Raw genomic sequence first — 20,716 nt, 5'->3', positions numbered from 1 at the left:
GCGCTGCCCCTCACTTCGCCTGCCGTACGTCTATGTCAAATGCGCGGCGGCCTGATCCGGATTTTCTCGGCGGCCAGCGACAGAAACAGGGTAAACGAAAGACTAACGGAGCGGGAGGGACGCCATTGACCCGCTACCGTTACCGAACCTCGGTGCTCGCCGGCCCCTGGCGCGATTCGCCGGAAGCGGCCTTGCTGGACGCGATCCGGGCGCGTCAGGTTCTTCATGAGGAGGGCGAGCCCACCAGCTATCGATGGGTGGTGCCGGGTCGGATCGAAGAGGAAAAGCAGCTCGGGCGGCGACGCAGCACCGGGCGATGACGGATTTGAGATGCCCGCGGCCTGCCTTCATCCCGATCGGGGCAGGTTCGGCAAGCTCGGTTGGGAAGCTCAAGCCCGCAAATCGAATTGCGGGTGAAGATATTCAGTTTCCTGAACTGACGACTCCGGAACCATGCTCCGGATTGCGTCTAGGAAGGTGGACTGGGCCGGCGTCGGATACCATTCCTTTCGGGTGACGAGGCTGATCGTTCGCCGGCCCGCCTGAAGCGGCTCGCCGACGGTGGCGAGGAGACCGGCATCCAGTTCCCGCCGAACCTCCTCTAGCGGAAGAAGCGCGAGCATTTCGCTCTCGGCGATCATGGCACGGGTCGCCGCGCTCGAACCGCAGCAGACGGGTGTCTCGGGAGGATAGAGTCCGCCATCCAGGAACATCCGCCGCCATTGCTCCCGAAGCGGCGTGCCCTCGGGTGCGACCGCCCAAGGGAAAGCGGCCAAACGCGCAAGGCTGGGCTGGGTCTCGCCGGCCAGAGGATGGCCGTGCTTCGCGACGAGCGCTATGCACTCATCGAATAGCCCCTCCTGCGCCAAATTATCGGGTATCTCATCCTCTTCCAGAGGGACGATCGCGCAGTCGAGCGATCCATCATTCAGCTTTTCGAACAGCTCCGCCGGTGAATCTTCACAAATCTCGATCGCGACGGGTGGGTGTTGGACGTGGAAGCGCGCCGCGGCAAGCGGGACGATTCGAGCGGCCGCAGGCGCGGCGGCGCCGAGCCTGATTTTGCCGCAATCGTGGCCACTGAGGACGGCAAGCTCGTGGAGCGCGGCTTCCACTTCGCCCAAGGCGACACGGAAGGCACGAGCAAGCTGTTCTCCCGCAGCGGTGAGCACGACGCCCCGGCCGCGGCGGTCGGTGAGATTGCGTCCCGAGAGTCGCTCCAGGTCAGCGACAGAGCGGTGGATCGCCGGCTGAGACAGTCCGGCCGCTTGCGCAGCCCCAACATAGCTTCGAGATGTGGCGAGCGCGAGCAAGGCCCGAATCTGAGCCATGGTAAGGAGACGGTCGGCGGCCGGCGCTCCGTTGATCTTTCGCCAGCCGTCGGCGATCGCCGCTGTTGCGGAATCCACCCGCGCTGCCAGCAGGAGACCTCCGTCGGTGGCGATCATCCCGTCCGGGCGCCGCTCGAACATGGCGACGCCGGTCCGGTGCTCGATCTTGGCGATTCCCTGGGTGATTGCCGGCTGCGACAGTCCGATTGCCTCGGCAGCGGCGCTGATCCCTCCCAGCTCGCGCACGGAAGCGAGAGCGCGAAGATGACGCAGGTTCAGGTCGAACGGCTCCATCTGCGTACCTATAGCAGAAACTTATCGTCTGTCAGTCATTCGCCGAGGCTAAGTGTGGATTTCTTCGGAGTGTCCGCGGCGGCCCAGCTGTGTGGCCCGATCCACTCTTCGCCATAGCCAAAAAGAACGGCGCCCAGGTGAGGCCTGGGCGCCGCACATCGGTGACATCCTAGCCGAAGATGAAGTCGGTTGTGTTGATGGAGTCAACGCCAACGAGAACCAGGGCGAACTCCGGATCACCCCCGTCGGTGTTACCGAAAACGACGGTTACCTTGCCGGCGAAGGGGCTCTTGCCGTCTACACCGTCGATATCGATCCCGAGGCTCTTTTCGGCTGCTTCCATATTGCCGAAGGTCTTCACGAACAGGTCGCCGGCATTCTTGCCGCTCGAATTGTTGACGAACTTGAATGCCTGATGCCCGGCTTCGCCCGCCTTGGCATCGATCCCACTGAGATCGATCTTGTCCTCGCCCTTCTTGAAGTCGAGGATCAGATCCAGGGAGATCGGACCGTCCTTGCTGGCGACCTTTGCGCCGTTGATCTCCGCGACGAAGATGTCAGCGCCCGCTCCTCCGGACATGAGATCGACCCCGTCGCCGCCGATGATCCGATCGTTTCCGGCCCCTCCGTGAAGCCGGTTGCCGAGCCCGTTGCCCTGCAGCACATTGTCCAGTTCGTTGCCGATGCCTTCAACGGCGGAGCCGGTCAGGATCAGGTTCTCGACATTGGCCCCGAGGGCATAACTGATTGCGCTCGAGACGGTGTCGGTGCCTTCGCCTACCAGTTCCACGACCAGGTCGCCTTCGTCCTCGACGTAATAGAGATCGTTGCCCCCGCCGCCGATCATCGTGTCTGCGCCCATTCCGCCGTCGAGCACGTCGTTGCCGTCGCCGCCCGAAAGGCCGTCGCTCCCGGCATTGCCCAGCAACAGATTGTCGGCTTCGTTGCCGATCAACAGATCGTTGCCCGAGCCTCCGACCGCATTTTCAATGACCGCTCCATAGGCAATCCCGACATTGTCGGTAAGGCGGCCGACGACGGGATTGGCCGCCAGCAGCGCCATGTTGGCATCGTAAGTCGCCCGGGTGATGGCGGCATATCCGGCTGCGGCTCGATTCGCGTTGACCTGCTCGAAGGAAGGAGCAGTGTCATAGGTGACCCCGCCGATGCTCGACAACGCACCCTGGCGCAGGTCGATGATCTGATCCGTGGCATAGCCGGACGCGTCGAGCGTATCGATCCCGCCGGCATCCCAGATCGCCATGATCGGCGCGGGAGTGAGGGTGAAGTCAAAGGAATCGCGGCCGGCATTGCTGTTGAACCCGTAGACCGTATCGCCGGTCCGAGTGGTCATGTCGGCGCCATAGATGCGCTGGATCGCGAGAATGTCGTGGATCAGCGGGGTTGCGGCGTAGACGGTCGTCGAAAGATGGAAGTCGAAATGGCGAGCGCCGATCGAGCTCGCGTTGAAATAGGACATGACGGAATAAACCCGCGTGTCCTGATAATATTCGGCGTTCGCTCCATAGGTGATCGATACGCCCGGCGCGGCATTATAGGCACCCGGATGGGACAGGCCAAGCGCGTGGCCGATCTCGTGAACCAGGGTATGGATGCCGTAAAGACCTTCATCCAACTGGAGGTTGCTCGCCTGGCTGAGCGAAATCCAAATATCACCGGCCAGATCCTGGATCTGCGGAGCGACGATCGGGTTCGAGGTCAGCGGACTCCGCGGCAGATAGGCGTAGGCTTGGGTCGTGGGCGCGCTGGCAAGGTTCCCGAAAGCGATGTCGGCGGAGTTGATGTCGGTTTCCGCGATCGTGACGCTGATCAGATCGTCCCAGTTCTGCATCGCCTCGCGGGCTGCCGCGCGCTGCGCTTCTGTGAAGGGAGCGAAGTTGAAATATTCCGAGAATCCGAAAAGACCACCGTTCAACTCATAGACGTAGCCATTGTCCCACAGGCTTTGTTGGCTGGTGTGGAAACCGAAAGTGATCACTGAATTATCAGCATCGCTCTGCGGCGCTTGTCCCGGCCCGCCTGCAAATCCGGCTCCGGTGCGATTGAGATACGTGGCGATCTGCTCCGGGGTCCAGATCGGCTTGCCATTGGGAGCGGTTGTGCCGCCGAGATGGTCGACCGATGCATCCATCACGGTGGTGTAGAGGTCCGGATTGTAGTTCGCGGAACATGCGCTGCACTGGCAGCCTGCTTCTGCTGTATGGGCAACTTCGCTTGGCATTGGCATCCCCCTGTCTGCTGGACGTTATGGTTTAAGGCTGGATCCTCCTCGGCCGCGCCGGAGAGGCGAGCCAGGGCAAGATTTCGGCGAGGGCGCCATTCAGCGCCTCGTCGATCAGGTGATCGTCATTCGCTCCGCGCATGACGACAGCGCGTGGCGCAGCCGCGAACAGCATCTGTGCCTGATCGGTCGAGTTGCGGAAGGGTCGAATGGCAATCGCAACCATCCGGCCACCGGGCGCCGGAGCCGCCGACGCGTGAACCAGCAGAGTCAGGCTCTGCGGATCGAGCAGCGCTGGGTCTCCCTGCTCGATTGTGCTGACCGGAACCGGCGCTCCCGTCGAAGCGAGTTCCCTCACGCGGTTGCAGAGTCGATCCTGAAGATCACGATCGACTCCGGACTCAGAAGTTGCGAGGCAAAGTACCCTGACGTTCTGAACGCTCTGCCAGATCAAAGTCGGGGTGGCGGCTTCGGCTGCCCGATTCATCCGCGGCTCGCCGCTGCAGGCGGCAAGTAAGACAACGGTAGCGAAGACTCGGACAGCGCCATTATGAACACCCATGACTCACCTTGTCAGGGAACAATTCGGTGACTCGCCAGAGCACGCGCCACCGCGTAAGTTGTTTGGCTATCTGGCTATTATCAGGACGTCAATGCATCAAAACAACCAAGTCGATCTTTTCTACAACCTTTGATGGTCGTCACCTTCAAGGTATCGAACGATCAAGTCGGCGGCTGATTCCGCGCTGGTTTCCAAGGTATCGATCCTGATCTCCGGGCAGTCCGGTGCCTCATAGGGCGAATCAATCCCAGTGAAGTTCGCGAGTTGGCCCGCCCGCGCCTTGCGGTAGAGGCCTTTCGGGTCTCGCCGCTCGGCCTCATCGAGAGGCGTGTCAATGAAGATCTCGATGAAGCTGCCGTCCGGCACCAACTCTCGCACCATCTGGCGTTCGGCCCGGAACGGGCTGATGAACGCTGCCAGCACGATCAATCCGGCATCCATCATCAGCTTCGCCGATTCGCCTGCCCGACGGATATTCTCCACGCGATCAGCCGGGGTGAAGCCGAGATCCCGATTGAGGCCCAGGCGGAGATTGTCACCGTCGAGCAGGTAGGTGTGGCGCCCCAGCGCGTGCAGCTTTTGCTCGACGAGATTGGCGATCGTCGACTTGCCGGCACCGCTCAGGCCGGTGAACCAGAGCAGCTTCGGCTTCTGGCCCATAAGTGCCGCGCGACGCTCCGTCGTGACCGTGATCGATTGCGCGTGAAGGTTTTCGGAGCGACGAAGAGCGAACCGGATCAGCCCTGCTGCCGCCGTCATTCCGGTGATGCGGTCGATCAGGATGAAGCCGCCCAGATCGCGGCTGCTTTCATAAGGTTCGAACGCTATCGGACTGGAAGTCCAGAGCTGCACAACGCCGATATCGTTCATTGCCAAGGTTTGAGCGGCGAGATGCTCCAGGGAATGAGTAGCGATCCGGTATTTTGGCGGATGAACCGTAGCCCGGACGGTACGCGAGCCCGTTTTGAGCCAGTACTGCCTTCCGGGCAGCAGGGGCGTCTCGTCCATCCAGATCAGGGTGGCCTCGAACTGGTCCGCCACATCGAGCGGCTTGTGCGCCGAACAGATCACAGCCCCGCGCGAGCAATCGACCTGATCGGTAAAGGCGAGCGCCACCGACTGCCCCTCCTGAGCAGAGGTCAGATCTCCGTCCATCGCCGTGATCCGGCCAATCCGGGTCATGGCTCCGCCAGGGGATATCAGCACCGTTTCCCCGATCCGGACGGATCCACCGACGACCAGGCCGGCATAGAAGCGTGCGCCATCGACTCGGATCACCTGCTGGACAGGCATCCGAAACGGCTCGCTTCCATGGTCGCCAATGGAGTCGAGTTCGTCGAGATGCTCGAGCAGAGAGGAGCCCTCGTACCAGGGCGTTCGGGGTGAATGAGTGCAGATATTGTCACCATGAAGCGCGCTGGTCGGTATCGGCCGGCACGACTCGATGCCGATGCGATCGGCGTAGCGGCGGAAATCATCGCAGATTGTTGTGAAGCGACTCTCGTCGAAGCCGACCAGGTCCATCTTGTTGACGGCTAGGATGAAGTGCCGGACGCCGAGAAGTCGAGCGATATGGGCATGCCGTCGGGTTTGATCGAGCAGGCCCTTGGCGGCGTCGACCAGAATGATTGCCGCGTCGGCGTTTGAAGCTGCGCTCGCCATGTTGCGCGTATACTGCTCGTGCCCCGGGGCATCGGCGAGCTGGTATCGGCGCCGAGCGGTCGAGAATGAGAGGTGGGCGACGTCGATCGTGATCCCCTGCTCCCGCTCCGCTTCGAGTCCATCCGCGATCAGGGCCAGGTCCTCGCCGGAGCCGAGCCGATCCTGAGAAATCGAGCCCGTCTCGACGAGCAGTCGCCCGATCAGCGTCGATTTGCCATCGTCCACGGATCCGCAGGTAATCAGGCGCAGCAATGAGCTCATCAGAAATAGCCTTGCCGCTTCTTTCGCTCCATCGAGGACGGCTGATCATGATCGATCAGCCGTCCTTCGCGTTCGGACCGTCTGCGCGTTCCATTCTCGACCAGTATTTCAGCGACGCTGGTCGCCCGGCTCTCGATCGCACCGGTCAGCGGATAGCAGCCGAGCGTTCGGCAGCGGACGTTGCGCCGGACCGGCACCTCCCCATCACGCAACCTGAACCGTTCATCGTCGACGATCAGGATCGTACCGTCGCGCTCGATGGTGGGCCGCTCGAACGCGAAATAGAGGGATGCGACCTTCAGCCGCTCGCGCTCGATATATTCCCACACGTCAGGCTCGGTCCAGTTCGACAAAGGGAAGACCCGGAGGCTTTCACCCGGTGAGAGGCTGGCATTGTAGAGCCGCCAAAGCTCCGGTCTTTGTCGCCTCGGTTCCCAGCCGTGTCCGGCGGACCTTGGCGAAAATATGCGCTCCTTGGCACGACTGGCTTCTTCGTCGCGGCGCGCTCCCCCGAAGGCGACATCGAAGCGATGGCGTTCGAGCGCTTGCTTGAGGCCCTCGGTCTTCCACAGTTCGGTGTGAAGTGGTCCATGGTCGAAAGGATTGATCTCGAGCTTTTCGGCTTCGGGATTGCGGTGGACGATCAGCTCCATTCCGGCCTCGGCAGCGAGCTCGTCGCGCAACCGGTACATCTCCCTGAACTTCCAGCCGGTATCGACGTGGAGCAGTGGGAAAGGAGGCGAGGCCGGCCAAAAGGCCTTTCGGGCAAGGTGGAGCAGGACACAGCTGTCCTTGCCGGCCGAAAAGAGCAGGACAGGCCGCTCCCGTTCCGCAACGGCTTCCCGGAAGATGTGGATCGCCTCGGCTTCCAGGCGCCCGAGGAGGTCGAGCATCAGCGCTCCAAGGTCTCGCCGCAAGCTTCGAGCGCGCGCTCAACGACAGGCGTCGATTCCGTCACTCGGAACGCGAGATCGTAGCGGCGACCTTCGACGTCACGAGTGCGAAAGACCAGTCGCTGGGCGTGGGCAAGGGCGCGCGCAAAGCCGAGAACGCGCTGCCGCCCCTCCAGCCGCGCCCGACGATCGCTGATGTCCCACATCGTTCGACGGGGCGGTGAATCGTCGAATCGGTAAGTGAGCGGCCGTTTCCCGGTGAACAGATTGCCTCGTGCAAGCCAGCGGGCCGTATGGAGATCCACCCTGATGCCATCATATTCCGCTGGTGCGCACGCCAGCTCGATCCGGTTCGGTCCGTCGCGAAGCACCGCCTTGACGCTGATTTCGTCGGAGATGGGGTCGCGCTTGAACTCGAGCGTCATTGGCTGAGGTGGCAGGTCGATGGCGGCAAAGGCGAAAGCGGCAAGGAAGATCATGGAACTCTCCTCCACGGCGAATAGGTCGCCGGCCCCGCGGTGGCAACCAATCTGGCTTGCACAGGCAGGCCGGCAGGCCTACATCCCCGCGGAACTGGCCGCTCCGTGATGGGGCGGCCCTTATCATTTGTGGAGGAACGCGAAGTGGCCCAGCCGCTCATGCCTCATGCGACGGCGAGTTGGCTCGTCGACAATACGTCGCTCACCTTTCAGCAGATCGCCGAATTCTGCGGTTTGCATATCCTGGAGGTGCAGGCGATCGCCGACGATACGGCCGCGACGAAACTGACGGGCCGCGATCCGCTGCGCTCGGGCGAACTCACCATGGAGGAGATCGAACGCGGGCAGAATGATCCGGAATACCGGCTCAAGATGCATCGCGAGCCTGACAAGGCCATCCGCACGAAAGGACCGCGCTACACGCCCGTGTCCAAGCGGCAGGACAAGCCGGACGGGGTTGCCTGGCTGATTCGCAATCACCCGGAGCTTTCCGACGCGCAGATCGGCAAGCTGATCGGCACCACGCGATCGACGATCCAGGCGATCCGCGAACGCTCGCACTGGAACATCGCGAACATTCAGCCCAAGGATCCCGTCACTCTGGGGCTTACGACTCAGCGCGAGCTTGACGCCGCCGTGGCCAAGGCGGCCAAGGCCGCCGGAACCGAGGCTTCGCCTTCCGACGGACGGATCGAACGCGATCGCGAGGCCTTGATCGAGGAGTTGCGTGCGGAACGCGAAGCCGCCTCTCGTGAGGCGGACGCCGCTCATGCAGCAGAAGCTCGGGAAGGCGATGCCTCGGCCGAGCCAAGCGTTGACAGTCTCTTCCGCAGCTGAGCCTTCGCCAGCGCCTGACGCGTCACTGGCGGAAGTTGCATACGCGCATCGGGGCCTGACCTACCCGTTGGGCCATCGGGTTCCAGCGTCTGGAACCCTGATCGAGCTTGCCCAAGGGGTCGGTTGGGTGAGGTTCCCCGTTCCGGGATCGCTCAACCACATCAACGTCTGGCTACTCGAGGACGAGGGCGGGATCACCGTCGTCGATACCGGGCTCGACATTCCTCCCACCCGGGAGGAGTGGGAACGCTTGCTGTCAGGGCCGCTCGCCGGCCGCGAAATCACCCGGATCATCGTCACCCATTTCCATCCGGACCATATCGGCCTAGCCGGCTGGCTGGTCGAGCGCTTCGCCGCGAAGCTCTGGATGACTCGAGACGAGTGGTTGTTCGCTCGGATGCTCACCGCCGATGTTCGCGACTCTCCGCCGCGCGAGGCGCTCGCCTACTGGCGTGCCGCCGGCTGGGACGAAGACAGGATCGCCACCGAAGCCGAAAAGGGATGGGGCCGGTTCGCATCGCTCGTCAGCTCCGTTCCGGTGAGCCTTGTCCGGCTTCAGGCAGGCGAGTCGATCGAGATCGGCGCTCGGCGCTGGCGGATCGTCGTCGGCAGCGGCCACTCGCCCGAACATGCCTGTCTGGTCGACGAAACCGGCAAGCTGATGATTGCGGGCGATCAGGTGCTGCCTCGGATCACCTCGAATGTGTCGCTGAGCTTGAGCGAGCCCGAGGGCGATCCGCTGGGAGATTGGCTCGACTCGATTGCTAAGTTGCGCGAGCTGCCGGATGACCTGCTGGTGCTGCCGTCGCACGGTGAGCCTTTCACCGGCCTCCACGCTCGCCTCGACGCTTTGGCCGAGGGTCACCTCGGCCGGCTCGATGCGCTGCATCGGCACCTCGGCGAGCCGCGGCGGGCAGTGGACTGCTTCGGAGTCCTGTTCGCCCGGGCGATCGGCGACGGATCCTATGGGCTCGCCACCGGAGAGGCGATGGCGCACCTGCGCCGCCTGGAGATCGAGGGGCGAGCCGTTCGCGAAGTCCGCGACGGCGTTCACTGGTACGTGCGCACGGCTTGACCCTCCGCCGGAGCGGGGCCAATGCTGACTTCATGGCGGAAGCGGGGACTGAAATATCCGAACTCTCGTTCGAGGCTGCACTGAAGCGGCTCGAGGAGATCGTGCGCAAGCTGGAGAGCGGGGAAGCGTCGCTTGACGAGGCCATCGAGCTCTACAGCGAAGGCGATCGCCTGAAGCAGCAGTGTGAGGCGCGGCTGCAGGCGGCGCAGTCGAGGATCGAACAGATCCAGTTCGGGCGCGACGGGCAGCCGTCCGGTACCGCGCCGTTCGGCGGCGAATGACGGGCAGGTGAGCGGGCCTTCGGCCAACCTGAAGACCGCGCTCGCACAGGTCGGCGCCGAGATGGATCGCGCCTTCGAAGCGCTTCTGCCGGTTCCGGCTGACGGTCGCCGGCCCCTCTACGAGGCGATGCGCTATGCGGCGATCGGCGGAGGCAAGAGGCTTCGGCCGTTGCTCGTGGTCGCCGGCTGCGACCTGTTCAAGGTCGAGCGTCAGCGGGCCTTTCGTGTCGGCCTCGCGGTTGAGTGCATCCATGTCTATTCGCTGATTCACGACGATCTGCCCTGCATGGACGATGACGATCTGAGGCGGGGCAAGCCGACGCTCCACCGCGCCTTCGACGAGTGCACCGCCATTCTCGCCGGCGATTCGCTGCATGCTCTGGCGTTCGAGTTGCTGGCGGACGAGGCCACTCACGAGGATCCGTTCGTCCGCGTCGAGCTGGTTGCGGAACTCGCCCGTGCTTCGGGCCCTGCAGGCATGGCGGGCGGGCAGATGATGGACCTTACCGCCGCCGGAATGACGCTCGACCTGGCCGGTGTCACCCGGCTTCAGCAGCTGAAGACGGGTGCCCTCATCGGCTGGTGCCTTGAGGCAGCCGCGATCATGGGCCGAGTGCCGCCGGAGGGGCGAATCGGTCTTCGCGGCTATGCTCGGGACCTGGGCCTGGCGTTCCAGATCGCCGACGATCTGCTCGACCATGAAGGAAGCGAGGAGAAAGCGGGAAAACGGGTGGGCAAGGACCAGGCCGCGGGCAAGGAAACCTTCGTTTCGCTCCTCGGGCCAGAGCGGGCGCGCCATCAGGCGCAGGCGCTCGTCTCCCAGGCGATCGACCATCTTCGGAGCTTTGGGGGGGAAGCCGACCTGCTTCGCTCGCTGGCCCGATTCGCGATCGAGCGAGATCATTGAGGGGGAGGGAAGGGTGAGGACAGGCGTTTATCCGGGAACCTTCGATCCGATTACGCTCGGCCATATGGATATCATCCGCCGAGCTTCGCACCTGGTGGACCGGCTCGTGATCGGAGTCACGACGAATCCGTCCAAGTCGCCCATGTTCACGCTGGAAGAGCGTCTTGCCATGGTCGAACGCGAGACCAGCCATCTCGGAGGCAATATCCGGATCGTGGCCTTCGATTCGCTGCTGATGGATTTCGCCGTCCGGGAGAAGGCGTTACTCATCATCAGAGGTCTGCGAGCCGTAGCGGATTTCGAATATGAGTATCAGATGGCCGGCATGAACCAGCAGCTCAATTCCGAGATCGAGACGGTCTTCCTTATGGCGGACGTTTCGCTGCAGCCGATCGCGTCGCGCCTGGTGAAGGAAATCGCGCTTTATGGCGGCGACATCGGCAAATTCGTCACTCCGACAGTGGCGAGCGAAGTGGCTGCGCGGGTGGAGAAGATCGGGCGCAAGGGGAGCTGATCCACTTGAGGCTGGCTCGATGTGCCTCTAGAATCAGCGCTCATCGGGAAATTGGGGTTATTGGAAAATGCGTCTGTCCTATCTTGTCGCCGGCCTTGCCGGCCTGTTCATGGCGGGCGCGCTCGCCGCGCAGACGCCTCCCGCCGAACCCGCTACGCCGCCGGCATCACCGCCGCCGCTCGAAGCCGAGAATGCGTGGAACCTTGATCTGTCGACCGGCGGCCGAGTCGTTATCCAGCTTCGGCCCGACGTTGCGCCAGCTCATGTCGAGCGGATCAAGACGCTGACCCGCCAGGGATTCTATAACGGTCTCACCTTTCACAGGGTGATCGAAGGCTTCATGGCCCAGGGCGGGGACCCGACCGGCACCGGAACGGGCGAGTCCGAGCTCCCCGACCTCGCCGCCGAGATCAACGGCTTGCCGCACCTTCGCGGCGCCGTTGGAATGGCGCGAACCCAGGATCTCAACAGCGCCAACAGCCAGTTCTACATCATGTTCACGCCGCGATTGACCATGGATCGCGAATATACCGTGGTCGGCCGGGTCGTGTCCGGGATGAACTTCGTCGACGCGCTCGAGCGGGGCGAGCCGCCGATGGCCGCCGGCCGGATCGTCCGCGCTTCGCTCGGATCCGACAATGTCCCGCCGATGACTGCCGAGGAGCTTCGCGCGGCCGCCGCGCAGCTGGCTGGCCCAGCACCCGCTGGCGCGATTCGAGTCGAGAGCAGCGCCGCCGGCCCGCCCGTGCCGCCGCCACCCGCTGCCCCGCGGGCGCTGGAGCCGGTGCGCGCTCCCGGTCGGACGCCTCCGCGCTAAGGTGCGCGTCGAGCTTTTCGATTTCGAGCTTCCGGCCGACCGGATTGCGCTGAGACCTGCTAGTCCGCGTGACAGCGCTCGATTGCTGAAGGTCGAGCGCGATGGCTTGTCCGATCACCTCGTCAGCGAGCTGCCGTCGCTGTTGCGCGCCGGTGACGTCCTCGTCTTCAACGACACACGAGTGATCCCTGCTCAGCTGGAAGGGCGGCGGGGCGAGGCCCGGATCGGTGCCACCTTGCACAAGCGCGAGGGACCGCGCGACTGGTACGCATTCCTGCGCAACGCCAAAAGAGTCCGCGAGGCCGACCGAGTGGATTTTGGCTCCGGTGTCACCGCCATTGTCGTGGAAAAGCGACCGGACGGATCGGCGCTACTGAGCTTCGAGGGCGAGGAGCCGGTCGAGTTGCTGCTCGAGCGGGCGGGGCGAGTGCCTCTTCCGCCTTATATTGCGGGACGCCGCGAGCCGGACGCCAGGGACCGGGAAGATTATCAGACGATCTTCGCTCGAGAAGAAGGCGCGGTGGCGGCCCCGACCGCAGCGCTTCATTTCACTCCGAGACTGATGAAACAGCTCGCCGATGCGGGCGTGGCGCATGAGACGCTGACCCTTCATGTCGGCGCGGGCACCTTCCTTCCGGTCAAGGCCGAGGATACGGACGATCACGTCATGCATAGCGAGTGGGGGCGGATCCCAGAGGCCACCGCCGAGCGTCTCAACTCAGCTCGGGCCGCAGGAGGACGGATCCTTGCCGTCGGAACGACCTCGCTTCGGCTGCTGGAGAGCGCGACCAATGAATCCGGAAAAGTGCTCCCCTACGAGGGCGATACGGACATCTTCATCACGCCCGGCTACCGCTTTCGCGCCATTGACGGCCTGTTGACCAACTTCCACCTGCCCCGGTCCACCCTGTTCATGCTGGTGTCGGCGCTCATGGGTCTGGAGACGATGCACCGAGCTTATGCCCACGCCATCGCTCAGGGCTATCGCTTCTATTCCTACGGCGATGCGAGCCTGTTGCTTCCCAACCCCTAGTGGGGGGCGCACAGGTGCGGGTCAGAATATGATGGCGACCACGATGATCAGAAGGATCAGGCCGCCTAGGCTGAAGGTGAAGGTACGATTCATGAGGATGGTCTCCGTGTTCTGACAGACCATCAACCCGCCTCGATACGTTTGCGTTCCGATAGGGCGCTGATTAGCGGAGTTTGGCGTTTGCGCGGCTGCGCTTCTTCCCCGGGATAACCGCGCCTGTCGGGTTCGTCCGCATGGCCGCGAGGCGCTCGGCAACGGCGGCTTGCTTCTGCAGCGCCTCGACCTCGGCGAGTCTGGCAGCCTCTTCGCCATCCCCAAGGCCGATCGAAACGCCACCGGCAGCAGACATGGCGCGCTCAAATCTCACCTCGGCTTGCTGAATCTTGCGTCGAGCGCGCTCGGCGGGATCGGCCGCAGCTGCCCGGGTAGTGCCGCCGCGCCTATCCTCAAAGGCGGCGAGTTCCTTTTCCATCTGCGACTTGCGCAGCTTGAGGTCGCGCAGACATTGGTCGAGGCGAACGATCTCGTCGGCGGCTTGAGCTTCAACTTTCTTCAACCGCTCGAGTTCGGCCTCATGCTCGATTTGCCGAGCGATAGCTGCCTCGGCCAAGTCCTCGCGAGCCTTGCTCAGTGCGAAGCGAGCCTGCTCATCGAGCGTTGCAAGCCGATCGCGCAGCAAATCCCTTTGGCTTTGTGCCTGGAGCCGCCGAGCGAGGGCGGCCTCCCTCTCGATACGGATATCGTCTTCGGCGCGCTCTACCTGCCGGACCGCCTCGCGCATCAGGCCGCTGCCGCTCGCCCGTTCCGCCGCGGAGACGGCGCTGTCCGCACCAGCCGAAAGAACGCGCTGCACTCGAATGAATATCGATTCTGCCATTTCGCAACCCCCGTGGAGGCCTTCGCGCAGGACGAGGCGGGACAGATCGTAAGAGGTTGGGTTTAACTCGGGTAAAGCTGATCTCCTCGACCTGCGGACCAGTCATTTGTCTTGGGCGAATCTGGCCCTGCGGGATCTCTATGTGCCTCGGAAACAGTCTACTGGGGAGGAGAGCCGCCGCGTCGGGCTGCTCAGGGATCATCTAGAAAAGAAAAAGGGCCGGAAGCTCGCGCTGCCGGCCCTTCGACTATCAAACCAGGCTAGATGGTCTTCAGACAGAGGCGACTTCCGCCACATCGACCTTGAGGCCCGGGCCCATGGTCGAGCTGAGCGCCACCCTCTTCACATATTTCCCCTTGGCACCGGACGGCTTGGCGCGAACGATGGCATCGACGAAGGCGTCGAAATTGCGACGGAGATCCTCGTTCGAGAAGCTCGCCTTGCCGATCCCGGAATGGATGATCCCGGCCTTTTCGACCCGGAATTCGACCTGACCGCCCTTGGCGTCCTTGACCGCCTTGGCCACGTCCATCGTCACCGTGCCGAGCTTCGGGTTCGGCATCAGCCCCTTGGGACCCAGCACCTTTCCGAGCCGACCGACGACACCCATCATGTCGGGCGTGGCGATCACTCGGTCGAAGTCGATCTGGCCGCCCTGGATCGTCTCCATCAGATCTTCGGCGCCAATGACGTCGGCACCGGCTTCACGGGCCTCGTCGGCCTTGGCGCCTCGTGCGAAGACGGCAACCCGCACCGTCTTGCCCGTCCCTGCCGGCAAGGTAACGACGCCGCGAACCATCTGGTCCGCGTGGCGAGGATCGACTCCAAGGTTCAGCGCGACTTCAATCGTCTCGTCGAACTTGGCCGTGGAATTGGCCTTCAACGTCGCGATGGCTTCGTCGACCGCGTAGAGCTTCTGGGTGTCGACGCTCTCGACCAGCTTCTTCTGCTTCTTGGTCAGCTTCGCCATGGTTCAGCCCTCCACCACTTCGAGGCCCATGGCACGGGCCGAGCCTTCGATGATCTTCGCCGCAGCGTCGATATCGTTCGCATTGAGATCCTTCATCTTGACCTCGGCGATTTCGCGCAGCTGGGCGCGAGTAACGCGGCCGATCGTCGACTTGCCCGGCTCCTTCGAACCGGACTGGATCTTCGCGGCCTTCTTCAGAAGGAAGGTGGCCGGCGGAGTCTTCGTCTCGAAGGAGAAGCTGCGGTCGGCATAGACCGTGATGATGGTGGGGATCGGCATCCCCTTTTCGAGCTCCTGCGTGGCGGCGTTGAACGCCTTGCAGAACTCCATGATGTTGACGCCGCGTTGACCCAGGGCAGGGCCGATCGGCGGCGACGGATTGGCGGCGCCCGCAGGCACCTGGAGCTTGATATAGCCCGTAATCTTTTTCGCCATTTTCTCACTCTTTAGTTCGGCCGAGGCTAATCCTCGCCCAAGTTCAAGTTTAGCGGTTCAAGCGGCCGGCCTCAGGCCCGCCTCCCGCACGGTTTCCGACAACGAAGTGTTGGAAGGCGCGCCCCATACAGCAAGCGGGGGCCCGCCGCAACGTCCGCCATTCGGAAGCCGCTTCGCAGAGGACACGGGACGCCCGGTGCCCGGGCCGCACGTCATCAGCCGGTAATAGAGCTGCGAGAAGGCGCCTCCCGATCAATCTTCCTGGGGGAACATTTCGACATGAGACATCCGACTTTGCTTGCCGCGAGCAGCCTTTTTGCCTTGTTCGCTGCCGTCCCGGCGGCGGCCCAGACGAACGAGGCTGTAGCCGAGCAGGAAGAGGTGATCACCGTCACCGCCCAACGGCGCGAGCAGAGCCTGATCGAAGTTCCGGCCGCGGTCACGGCCTATGATGGCCAGTTCCTCGACGATCTCGGTCTTCGGGAGTTCGAGGACGTTGCGCGCTTCGTCCCTGGCTTCGAGGTTCAGAACCAGTCGCCGAACAATCCCGGCTTCGTGATGCGCGGAATCACCTCCGATTCGGGCGAGGCGTTTCAGGAGGCGCGGGTTTCCGTTTACCAGGACGGAGTCTCGATCTCGCGATCGCGCGGCGCCTATCTGGAACTGTTCGATCTTGCCCGAGTGGAAATCGTCCGCGGGCCGCAGTCGACCCTATATGGCCGAGGAGCGCTGATCGGCGCCGTCAACATCGTCCAGAACCGCGCGGACCCCAGCGGCTTGGACGCTCTTCTCCGCGGCGGCTACGGCACCGATGATTTCCAGCTCTACGAGGGCATGCTCAACCTGCCGATCAGCGACCAGGCCGCCATCCGCTTCTCCGGACGGGTTCGCCAGCGCGACGGCTTCGTCGAAAACCTGCTCGGCGGGGAGGATTTCCAGTCGGCAGACACCCGGGCGGGTCGAGTGGCGTTCCGGGCCGAGCCGAGTGCAGGAATCAGCCTGGACCTGTTCGGAAATTATCAGGAAGACCACCCGGCCGGAACCGCCTTCACTTCCATCGCCTACCGGCCGACGGATCCGGTCAGCGGCGCCGTTCTGGGGCCGATCGACCCCTTCAATGGGGCCGCTCTCGCCCCGGGGCAGGGCTTCGAAGGCGGCGCTCCGCTGGGACTGGACCGAAAGGTCTACGGAATCACCGCTATCCTCCGCGCCGAGCTGAGCGACAGCCTTGCTCTGAATTCGATCAGCGCCTGGCGTGAGTTCGACTCGACCGAGATATTCGACGCCGACGGCATCTCCCTGCCGATCCTGACTGCGGGCGAAAATGCCGAGGGGGAGCAGTTCAGCCAGGAGCTGCGCCTGACCTTCGACAATGGCGGACCGGTAACGGCGTTCGTCGGGGCGTCATATTTCAAGGAGGACGGCTTCCAGCGTGTGCCGACCCAGTTTGATGAACGCGCGCTGCTGGCTCGGATTGCCGGGCAATTGCAGGGGCCAATTCCCGGCCGGCCAGCCACTGATCCGGCGCCGATCGCGCTGTTCGGAAACACGGCGTTCACCGGAGCGCTGCTGCAGGGAGTCGCCGCCGCTCGGGGCGTGGCGCTTCCGGCAGCGCAGGCGCAGGCCATCGCCGCCAACCTTCGCGGCGACTATCGCGAAAGCTACACCAACTTCGCCAGCACCGAGGCGATCGACATCTTTGCCGATGTCACGTTCCGGGTTTCTCCGACTGTCGAGGTCGGAGGCGGCATTCGCTATACGCGCGATTCCAAGGACAGTTCGGTCAGCGCAACGGTCGCGAACGGACGGTCGGTCCTGGGTGGCTTCATCGCCGCGCTGGGGCTTCCATCGGCTCAGCGCACGGCTCTTCTCGGCGCCCTTGCGGTTCCCGGTGCGGCGACGATCCCGTCCTCGCCGGCCTTTCCGGTGCCGCAATTCGGCCTCGGCGTTCAGCCTACCGCCAACAATGGCGACAGGATCAGCCAGGAACTGGACGATGACGGAATCACCTTCCGAGCCTTCGCGCGCTGGGCCCCCGCGCCTGGGACGAGCGTCTACGCGACCTATGCGCGCGGACGCCGCCCCGAAGTCCTGACAGCCGGAGCACCCGGTGCTCCAGGCGCTGCCCCTGTCTTCAACATCGTCGATGCGGAAACGGTCGACAGTTTCGAGCTGGGTGCAAGACACCAGATGGGCCGCACGCTCTTTCTGGATGCCGCCTTCTTCTACCAGCGCTACGACAACTTCCAGACGGTGGTTCAGGAGGGTACGCAGTTCATCACCACCAATGCCGGCGAGGCCGAAGGCTATGGCGCCGAGTTCCAAGCTCGCTGGAGACCGCTGGACTGGATTCAGTTGTTCGGCACCTACGCCTACAATCACAATCGCTTCAAGGCAGGGATCCGCGAGGGTAATCGCTTCCGCCTCTCGCCCGACCACACATTCTCACTGGGGGCCCGTTTCGAAGTGCCGGTCGGTGCCGGCACGATCGATTTCACGCCGAACGTCACCTATCAGTCGAGCGTCTTCTTCGATGACGATAACGACCTACCGGCGCTTTCGCGCGGGATCATCCCGGATCTGATCCAGGACGAGCGTCAGGGCGGTTACGCGCTGGTCAATGCCCGACTGGGCTACAGCTTCAACCAGCGGTTCCGGATCGAGGCGTTCGCGACCAACCTGTTCGACGAAGAATATTACAAGGACGCCGGCAATACCGGCGACACGCTCGGACTTCCGACCTTCATCCCGGGTGAGCCGCAGATGTTCGGAGTCGAGCTCCAGGTCCGCTTCTAGGGAGGGTCCGGACATGACTTACGCGATCGACCGTCGCTCGCTCCTCAAGGTCGCCACGCTCGGACTCGGCGCCATCGCCGTGCCCGGCGCGGCCCAGCCGCTGCTGGTGGCGCGGGGCTTTACCCACAATGTGGCGAGCGGCGAGCCGGGCCCCGACCGAGTGATGCTGTGGACCCGCTACGTTCCTAGCGGCCGCGACAATGCGGCGCTCACCTATCGAGTCGCGGCCGACGCCGAGTTCCGGCAGATCCTGGGCGAGGGCCAAGTCACGGCAGAGGCGGGACGAGATTTCACGGTGAAGCCGACGGTGACGGGCCTGCCCGAGGACCGGTGGCTATATTATCGCTTCGAAGGTCCCGGAGGCGAGCTCTCGCCGGTGGGGCGCACACGCACCTTGCCGGACGGGGACGTCGACCGATTCAGAATGGCCGTTTTCTCCTGCTCCAACCTGCCGTTCGGCTATTTCAATGCCTACGGTCACGCCGCGGGTCGCGACGATCTGGATCTCATCCTCCACCTTGGCGATTATCTGTACGAATATCAGCGCGGATATTACCCCACGGACGCGCAGGCCCTGGCGGGCCGAGTGATCGAACCGGCGGGGGAAATCCTTCAACTCGCGGATTATCGGCTTCGCTACGCCGCCTATCGCTCGGACCCGGACCTCCAGGAGCTTCACCGCCGCTTTCCGATGGTGATGATGTGGGACGATCATGAAAGCGCCAACGACGCCTGGGCTGGCGGCGCCGAGAACCACCAGGAGGGCGAAGGGGATTGGGGAGCACGCAAGCGCGCCGCAATCCAGGCTTGTCGCGAGTGGCTCCCCGTGTCCGAAGCGGACTGGACCAGTTACGAAATTGGTGCATTGGCAACGATCTTCCGGCCGGAAACCCGACTGGTCGGCCGCAGTCGCCAATTGGACCTGGAAGCTGCGCTGGCGGGGGCGACGAGCGCTGACCTGCCCGGGAGGCTCGTCGCCTTCCGTGACGGCCCCTGGCAGGACCCGGCCAGGACGTTGATGGGAACCGAGCAGGAAGCCTGGCTCTATGAAGGCATTGCCCGCTCTGCCTCTCAAGGCAAGAAGTGGCAGGTGCTCGCCCAGCAGGTCATCATGGGCAATCGCAAGCAGCCCCGGCAGATCGGGGCGGCCGCTGAGAGGCTGCCGCCGGAGTTACGGCGGCGAATCGAGGTCGGCGCGGCTGCAGCCGCGGCCGGGCTGCCGATGAGCATGGACATGTGGGACGGCTATCCCGCCGCCCGCGCACGCCTTCTCGCCGCGGCTCAGGCCGCCAGCGCCGACATGATCGTGCTGTCCGGCGACAGCCATAATGCCTGGGCGTTCGATATTGCCCATGACGGACGACCGGCGGCCGTGGAGTTTGCGGGTCCCAGCGTCACCTCGCCGGGCCTCGAATCCTATCTCGAGGCAATTTCACCGCAGATCGTGTCCAACATGCTCGTCGACGCCAACCCCGAACTGAAGTGGGCCGACACCAGCCGCCGCGGCTATGTCACGGTCGATCTGACCCCGCAGCGAGCGACCGGTGAATATGTTTTCATGAGCTCGATCCGGCAGCGGTCGCTTGCCTTGAGCGGACGCCACAGACTCGATGTCGTTCGGGGCACGAACCGTCTCGCAATGGGCTGATCGCCGCTTCTCCCCGGCTCTTGCAGATCCTCGTCCGAAACGCGGGCGAGGCGTTGGTCAGGGACGAGGTCAGAAGTCCTTCCAGTCGTCGGCTGGGGCGACGTGGTGGAGGACGCCGTTGCCGTTGGTCTTGGTGGTGACCAGGGCCTTGACCGGGGAGACATAGGCCTCGCTTCGCGGGGTTTGGGGCGAGAAGGAGACGGGTCCCGACTTCCTCGCCTTGGCCGGAGCGGCGCGGCTGTGCCCATCGTCGCCGATCTGGAACTGCCCGGCCTGCTCGGCCAGCGCCTCGACCTCGCTCGACAGGTTGCGCGCGGCCGCCGATGTCTGCTCGACCATGGCCGCATTCTGCTGGGTCGACTGGTCCATGCTGGTGACGGCGGCGCTGATCTGGGTGATGGCCGAGGCCTGGGCCTGGTTGTCCGACGCCATGGTTCCGAGCAGCTGGTGAACCTCGCCCACGCCTTCGGAGATGTCGGCCAGGGCGCCGTCCACCTTCTGCACGGCCTGGACCGCCGTGACGATGTCGGTTTGGGTGACGGTGAGCTGGTCGCGAGCGCGCTTGGCCTCTTCCTCGGCGCGCATGGCCAGCGCGGAGACGAGGTCGGCGACCACCGCAAAGCCACGGCCGGCATCGCCGGCGCGGCCGGCCTCGACCGCCGCGTTCATGGCCAGTACCCGGGTCTGGAAGGCGATCTTGTCGACGCCTTCGATGACGCTGTCGATGCCCTTGGCACTTTCGCTCACCCGGCCCATCGCCTGGACCGCCTCGTCCGCCATCGAGCGGCCGCCATTGACGGTG

The 20,716-nt window shown here is 63.9% G+C and carries 20 protein-coding genes; 10 read left to right on the top strand and 10 right to left on the bottom strand.

The features are described from left to right. Positions 1–125: 125 nt before the first annotated feature. The gene (locus ACRYLT_RS00100; RefSeq protein ID WP_482662077.1) at positions 126–320 is read left to right on the top strand and encodes a hypothetical protein; all 195 of its coding nucleotides are present in this window, start codon (positions 126–128) and stop codon (positions 318–320) included. A 69-nt stretch (positions 321–389) separates the two neighbouring features. Here the strand turns inward: ACRYLT_RS00100 and ACRYLT_RS00095 are convergent, their stop codons facing one another. The 6 genes from ACRYLT_RS00095 to ACRYLT_RS00070 form a co-directional block, all read right to left on the bottom strand. Next, complete coding sequence (locus tag ACRYLT_RS00095; protein ID WP_482662076.1) at positions 390–1,625, bottom strand: LysR family transcriptional regulator; 1,236 nt, start codon at positions 1,623–1,625, stop codon at positions 390–392. Positions 1,626–1,794: 169 nt separating this feature from the next. Next, positions 1,795–3,867, bottom strand: coding sequence for a M10 family metallopeptidase C-terminal domain-containing protein (locus tag ACRYLT_RS00090; protein WP_482662075.1), 2,073 nt, complete (start codon positions 3,865–3,867; stop codon positions 1,795–1,797). A gap of 31 nt (positions 3,868–3,898) precedes the next feature. Continuing rightward, entirely contained in the window at positions 3,899–4,354 is a 456-nt protein-coding gene (locus ACRYLT_RS00085; protein WP_482662074.1) for a hypothetical protein, read from the bottom strand. A 195-nt stretch (positions 4,355–4,549) separates the two neighbouring features. Continuing rightward, the gene (gene cysC, locus ACRYLT_RS00080) at positions 4,550–6,352 is read right to left on the bottom strand and encodes an adenylyl-sulfate kinase (RefSeq protein ID WP_482662073.1); all 1,803 of its coding nucleotides are present in this window, start codon (positions 6,350–6,352) and stop codon (positions 4,550–4,552) included. Further along, complete coding sequence (cysD, locus tag ACRYLT_RS00075; RefSeq protein ID WP_482662072.1) at positions 6,352–7,245, bottom strand: sulfate adenylyltransferase subunit CysD; 894 nt, start codon at positions 7,243–7,245, stop codon at positions 6,352–6,354. The genes cysC and cysD overlap by 1 nt, the downstream gene beginning before the upstream one ends. Beyond that, the gene (locus tag ACRYLT_RS00070) at positions 7,245–7,724 is read right to left on the bottom strand and encodes a hypothetical protein (RefSeq protein ID WP_482662071.1); all 480 of its coding nucleotides are present in this window, start codon (positions 7,722–7,724) and stop codon (positions 7,245–7,247) included. Before ACRYLT_RS00070 ends, cysD begins: the two co-directional genes overlap by 1 nt. A gap of 144 nt (positions 7,725–7,868) precedes the next feature. Here ACRYLT_RS00070 and ACRYLT_RS00065 point away from each other — a divergent pair, with 144 nt between their 5' ends. From ACRYLT_RS00065 to queA, 7 genes are all read left to right on the top strand, one after another. Beyond that, positions 7,869–8,561 (top strand): DUF1013 domain-containing protein, encoded by a 693-nt coding sequence (locus tag ACRYLT_RS00065; RefSeq protein WP_482662070.1) that lies wholly within the window; start codon positions 7,869–7,871, stop codon positions 8,559–8,561. Positions 8,562–8,688: 127 nt separating this feature from the next. Continuing rightward, complete coding sequence (locus ACRYLT_RS00060; protein WP_482662069.1) at positions 8,689–9,636, top strand: MBL fold metallo-hydrolase; 948 nt, start codon at positions 8,689–8,691, stop codon at positions 9,634–9,636. A gap of 32 nt (positions 9,637–9,668) precedes the next feature. After that, positions 9,669–9,917 carry an exodeoxyribonuclease VII small subunit gene (locus tag ACRYLT_RS00055; protein ID WP_482662068.1) on the top strand — a complete coding sequence of 83 codons (249 nt, stop codon included), beginning with the start codon at positions 9,669–9,671 and terminating at the stop codon, positions 9,915–9,917. Between the two features lie 61 nt (positions 9,918–9,978). Further along, positions 9,979–10,824, top strand: a complete 846-nt coding sequence (locus tag ACRYLT_RS00050) for a polyprenyl synthetase family protein (protein WP_482665362.1) — start codon at positions 9,979–9,981, stop codon at positions 10,822–10,824. Positions 10,825–10,837: 13 nt separating this feature from the next. After that, positions 10,838–11,338, top strand: a complete 501-nt coding sequence (coaD, locus tag ACRYLT_RS00045) for a pantetheine-phosphate adenylyltransferase (protein WP_482662067.1) — start codon at positions 10,838–10,840, stop codon at positions 11,336–11,338. A gap of 109 nt (positions 11,339–11,447) precedes the next feature. Further along, complete coding sequence (locus ACRYLT_RS00040; RefSeq protein ID WP_482665361.1) at positions 11,448–12,155, top strand: peptidylprolyl isomerase; 708 nt, start codon at positions 11,448–11,450, stop codon at positions 12,153–12,155. Between the two features lies 1 nt (position 12,156). Continuing rightward, positions 12,157–13,188: a tRNA preQ1(34) S-adenosylmethionine ribosyltransferase-isomerase QueA gene (queA, locus tag ACRYLT_RS00035; RefSeq protein WP_482662066.1), complete on the top strand. Its 1,032-nt coding sequence runs from the start codon at positions 12,157–12,159 to the stop codon at positions 13,186–13,188. 163 nt (positions 13,189–13,351) lie between these two features. Here queA and ACRYLT_RS00030 read toward each other — a convergent pair whose 3' ends face one another. The 3 genes from ACRYLT_RS00030 to rplK all read right to left on the bottom strand — a co-directional run bounded on the left by ACRYLT_RS00030 (position 13,352) and on the right by rplK (position 15,470). After that, positions 13,352–14,065 carry a PspA/IM30 family protein gene (locus ACRYLT_RS00030; protein ID WP_482662065.1) on the bottom strand — a complete coding sequence of 238 codons (714 nt, stop codon included), beginning with the start codon at positions 14,063–14,065 and terminating at the stop codon, positions 13,352–13,354. 271 nt (positions 14,066–14,336) lie between these two features. Then, the gene (gene rplA / locus ACRYLT_RS00025; RefSeq protein ID WP_482662064.1) at positions 14,337–15,035 is read right to left on the bottom strand and encodes a 50S ribosomal protein L1; all 699 of its coding nucleotides are present in this window, start codon (positions 15,033–15,035) and stop codon (positions 14,337–14,339) included. 3 nt (positions 15,036–15,038) lie between these two features. Then, complete coding sequence (rplK, locus tag ACRYLT_RS00020) at positions 15,039–15,470, bottom strand: 50S ribosomal protein L11 (protein WP_482662063.1); 432 nt, start codon at positions 15,468–15,470, stop codon at positions 15,039–15,041. 279 nt (positions 15,471–15,749) lie between these two features. Between rplK and ACRYLT_RS00015 the strand changes: the two genes are divergently transcribed. Both ACRYLT_RS00015 and ACRYLT_RS00010 read left to right on the top strand, forming a co-directional pair. Further along, the gene (locus ACRYLT_RS00015; protein ID WP_482662062.1) at positions 15,750–18,266 is read left to right on the top strand and encodes a TonB-dependent receptor; all 2,517 of its coding nucleotides are present in this window, start codon (positions 15,750–15,752) and stop codon (positions 18,264–18,266) included. A gap of 13 nt (positions 18,267–18,279) precedes the next feature. Beyond that, a complete protein-coding gene (locus tag ACRYLT_RS00010) occupies positions 18,280–19,914 on the top strand; it encodes an alkaline phosphatase D family protein (protein ID WP_482662061.1) in 1,635 nt (544 codons plus the stop codon). Positions 19,915–19,983: 69 nt separating this feature from the next. Here the strand turns inward: ACRYLT_RS00010 and ACRYLT_RS00005 are convergent. Then, positions 19,984–20,716 (bottom strand): methyl-accepting chemotaxis protein (locus ACRYLT_RS00005; protein ID WP_482662060.1); only part of this gene is annotated, 733 nt, incomplete at its 5' end.

The organism is Sphingosinicella sp. SM1-17 (genome assembly GCF_056821765.1).
Note: the sequence above shows the minus strand (reverse complement) of the source record. Positions and strands in the feature narration are given on the sequence as shown.

Coding starts and splice junctions, on each gene's coding strand:
- ACRYLT_RS00095 (WP_482662076.1), bottom strand. CDS start 1,625: ATGGAGCCGTTCGACCTGAACCTGCGTCATCTTCGCGCTCTCGCTTCC.
- ACRYLT_RS00040 (WP_482665361.1), top strand. CDS start 11,448: ATGGCGGGCGCGCTCGCCGCGCAGACGCCTCCCGCCGAACCCGCTACG.
- ACRYLT_RS00070 (WP_482662071.1), bottom strand. CDS start 7,724: ATGATCTTCCTTGCCGCTTTCGCCTTTGCCGCCATCGACCTGCCACCT.
- ACRYLT_RS00055 (WP_482662068.1), top strand. CDS start 9,669: ATGGCGGAAGCGGGGACTGAAATATCCGAACTCTCGTTCGAGGCTGCA.
- cysC (WP_482662073.1), bottom strand. CDS start 6,352: ATGAGCTCATTGCTGCGCCTGATTACCTGCGGATCCGTGGACGATGGC.
- rplA (WP_482662064.1), bottom strand. CDS start 15,035: ATGGCGAAGCTGACCAAGAAGCAGAAGAAGCTGGTCGAGAGCGTCGAC.
- ACRYLT_RS00010 (WP_482662061.1), top strand. CDS start 18,280: ATGACTTACGCGATCGACCGTCGCTCGCTCCTCAAGGTCGCCACGCTC.
- ACRYLT_RS00090 (WP_482662075.1), bottom strand. CDS start 3,867: ATGCCAAGCGAAGTTGCCCATACAGCAGAAGCAGGCTGCCAGTGCAGC.
- cysD (WP_482662072.1), bottom strand. CDS start 7,245: ATGCTCGACCTCCTCGGGCGCCTGGAAGCCGAGGCGATCCACATCTTC.
- ACRYLT_RS00085 (WP_482662074.1), bottom strand. CDS start 4,354: ATGAATCGGGCAGCCGAAGCCGCCACCCCGACTTTGATCTGGCAGAGC.
- ACRYLT_RS00015 (WP_482662062.1), top strand. CDS start 15,750: ATGAGACATCCGACTTTGCTTGCCGCGAGCAGCCTTTTTGCCTTGTTC.
- rplK (WP_482662063.1), bottom strand. CDS start 15,470: ATGGCGAAAAAGATTACGGGCTATATCAAGCTCCAGGTGCCTGCGGGC.
- ACRYLT_RS00030 (WP_482662065.1), bottom strand. CDS start 14,065: ATGGCAGAATCGATATTCATTCGAGTGCAGCGCGTTCTTTCGGCTGGT.
- ACRYLT_RS00050 (WP_482665362.1), top strand. CDS start 9,979: ATGGATCGCGCCTTCGAAGCGCTTCTGCCGGTTCCGGCTGACGGTCGC.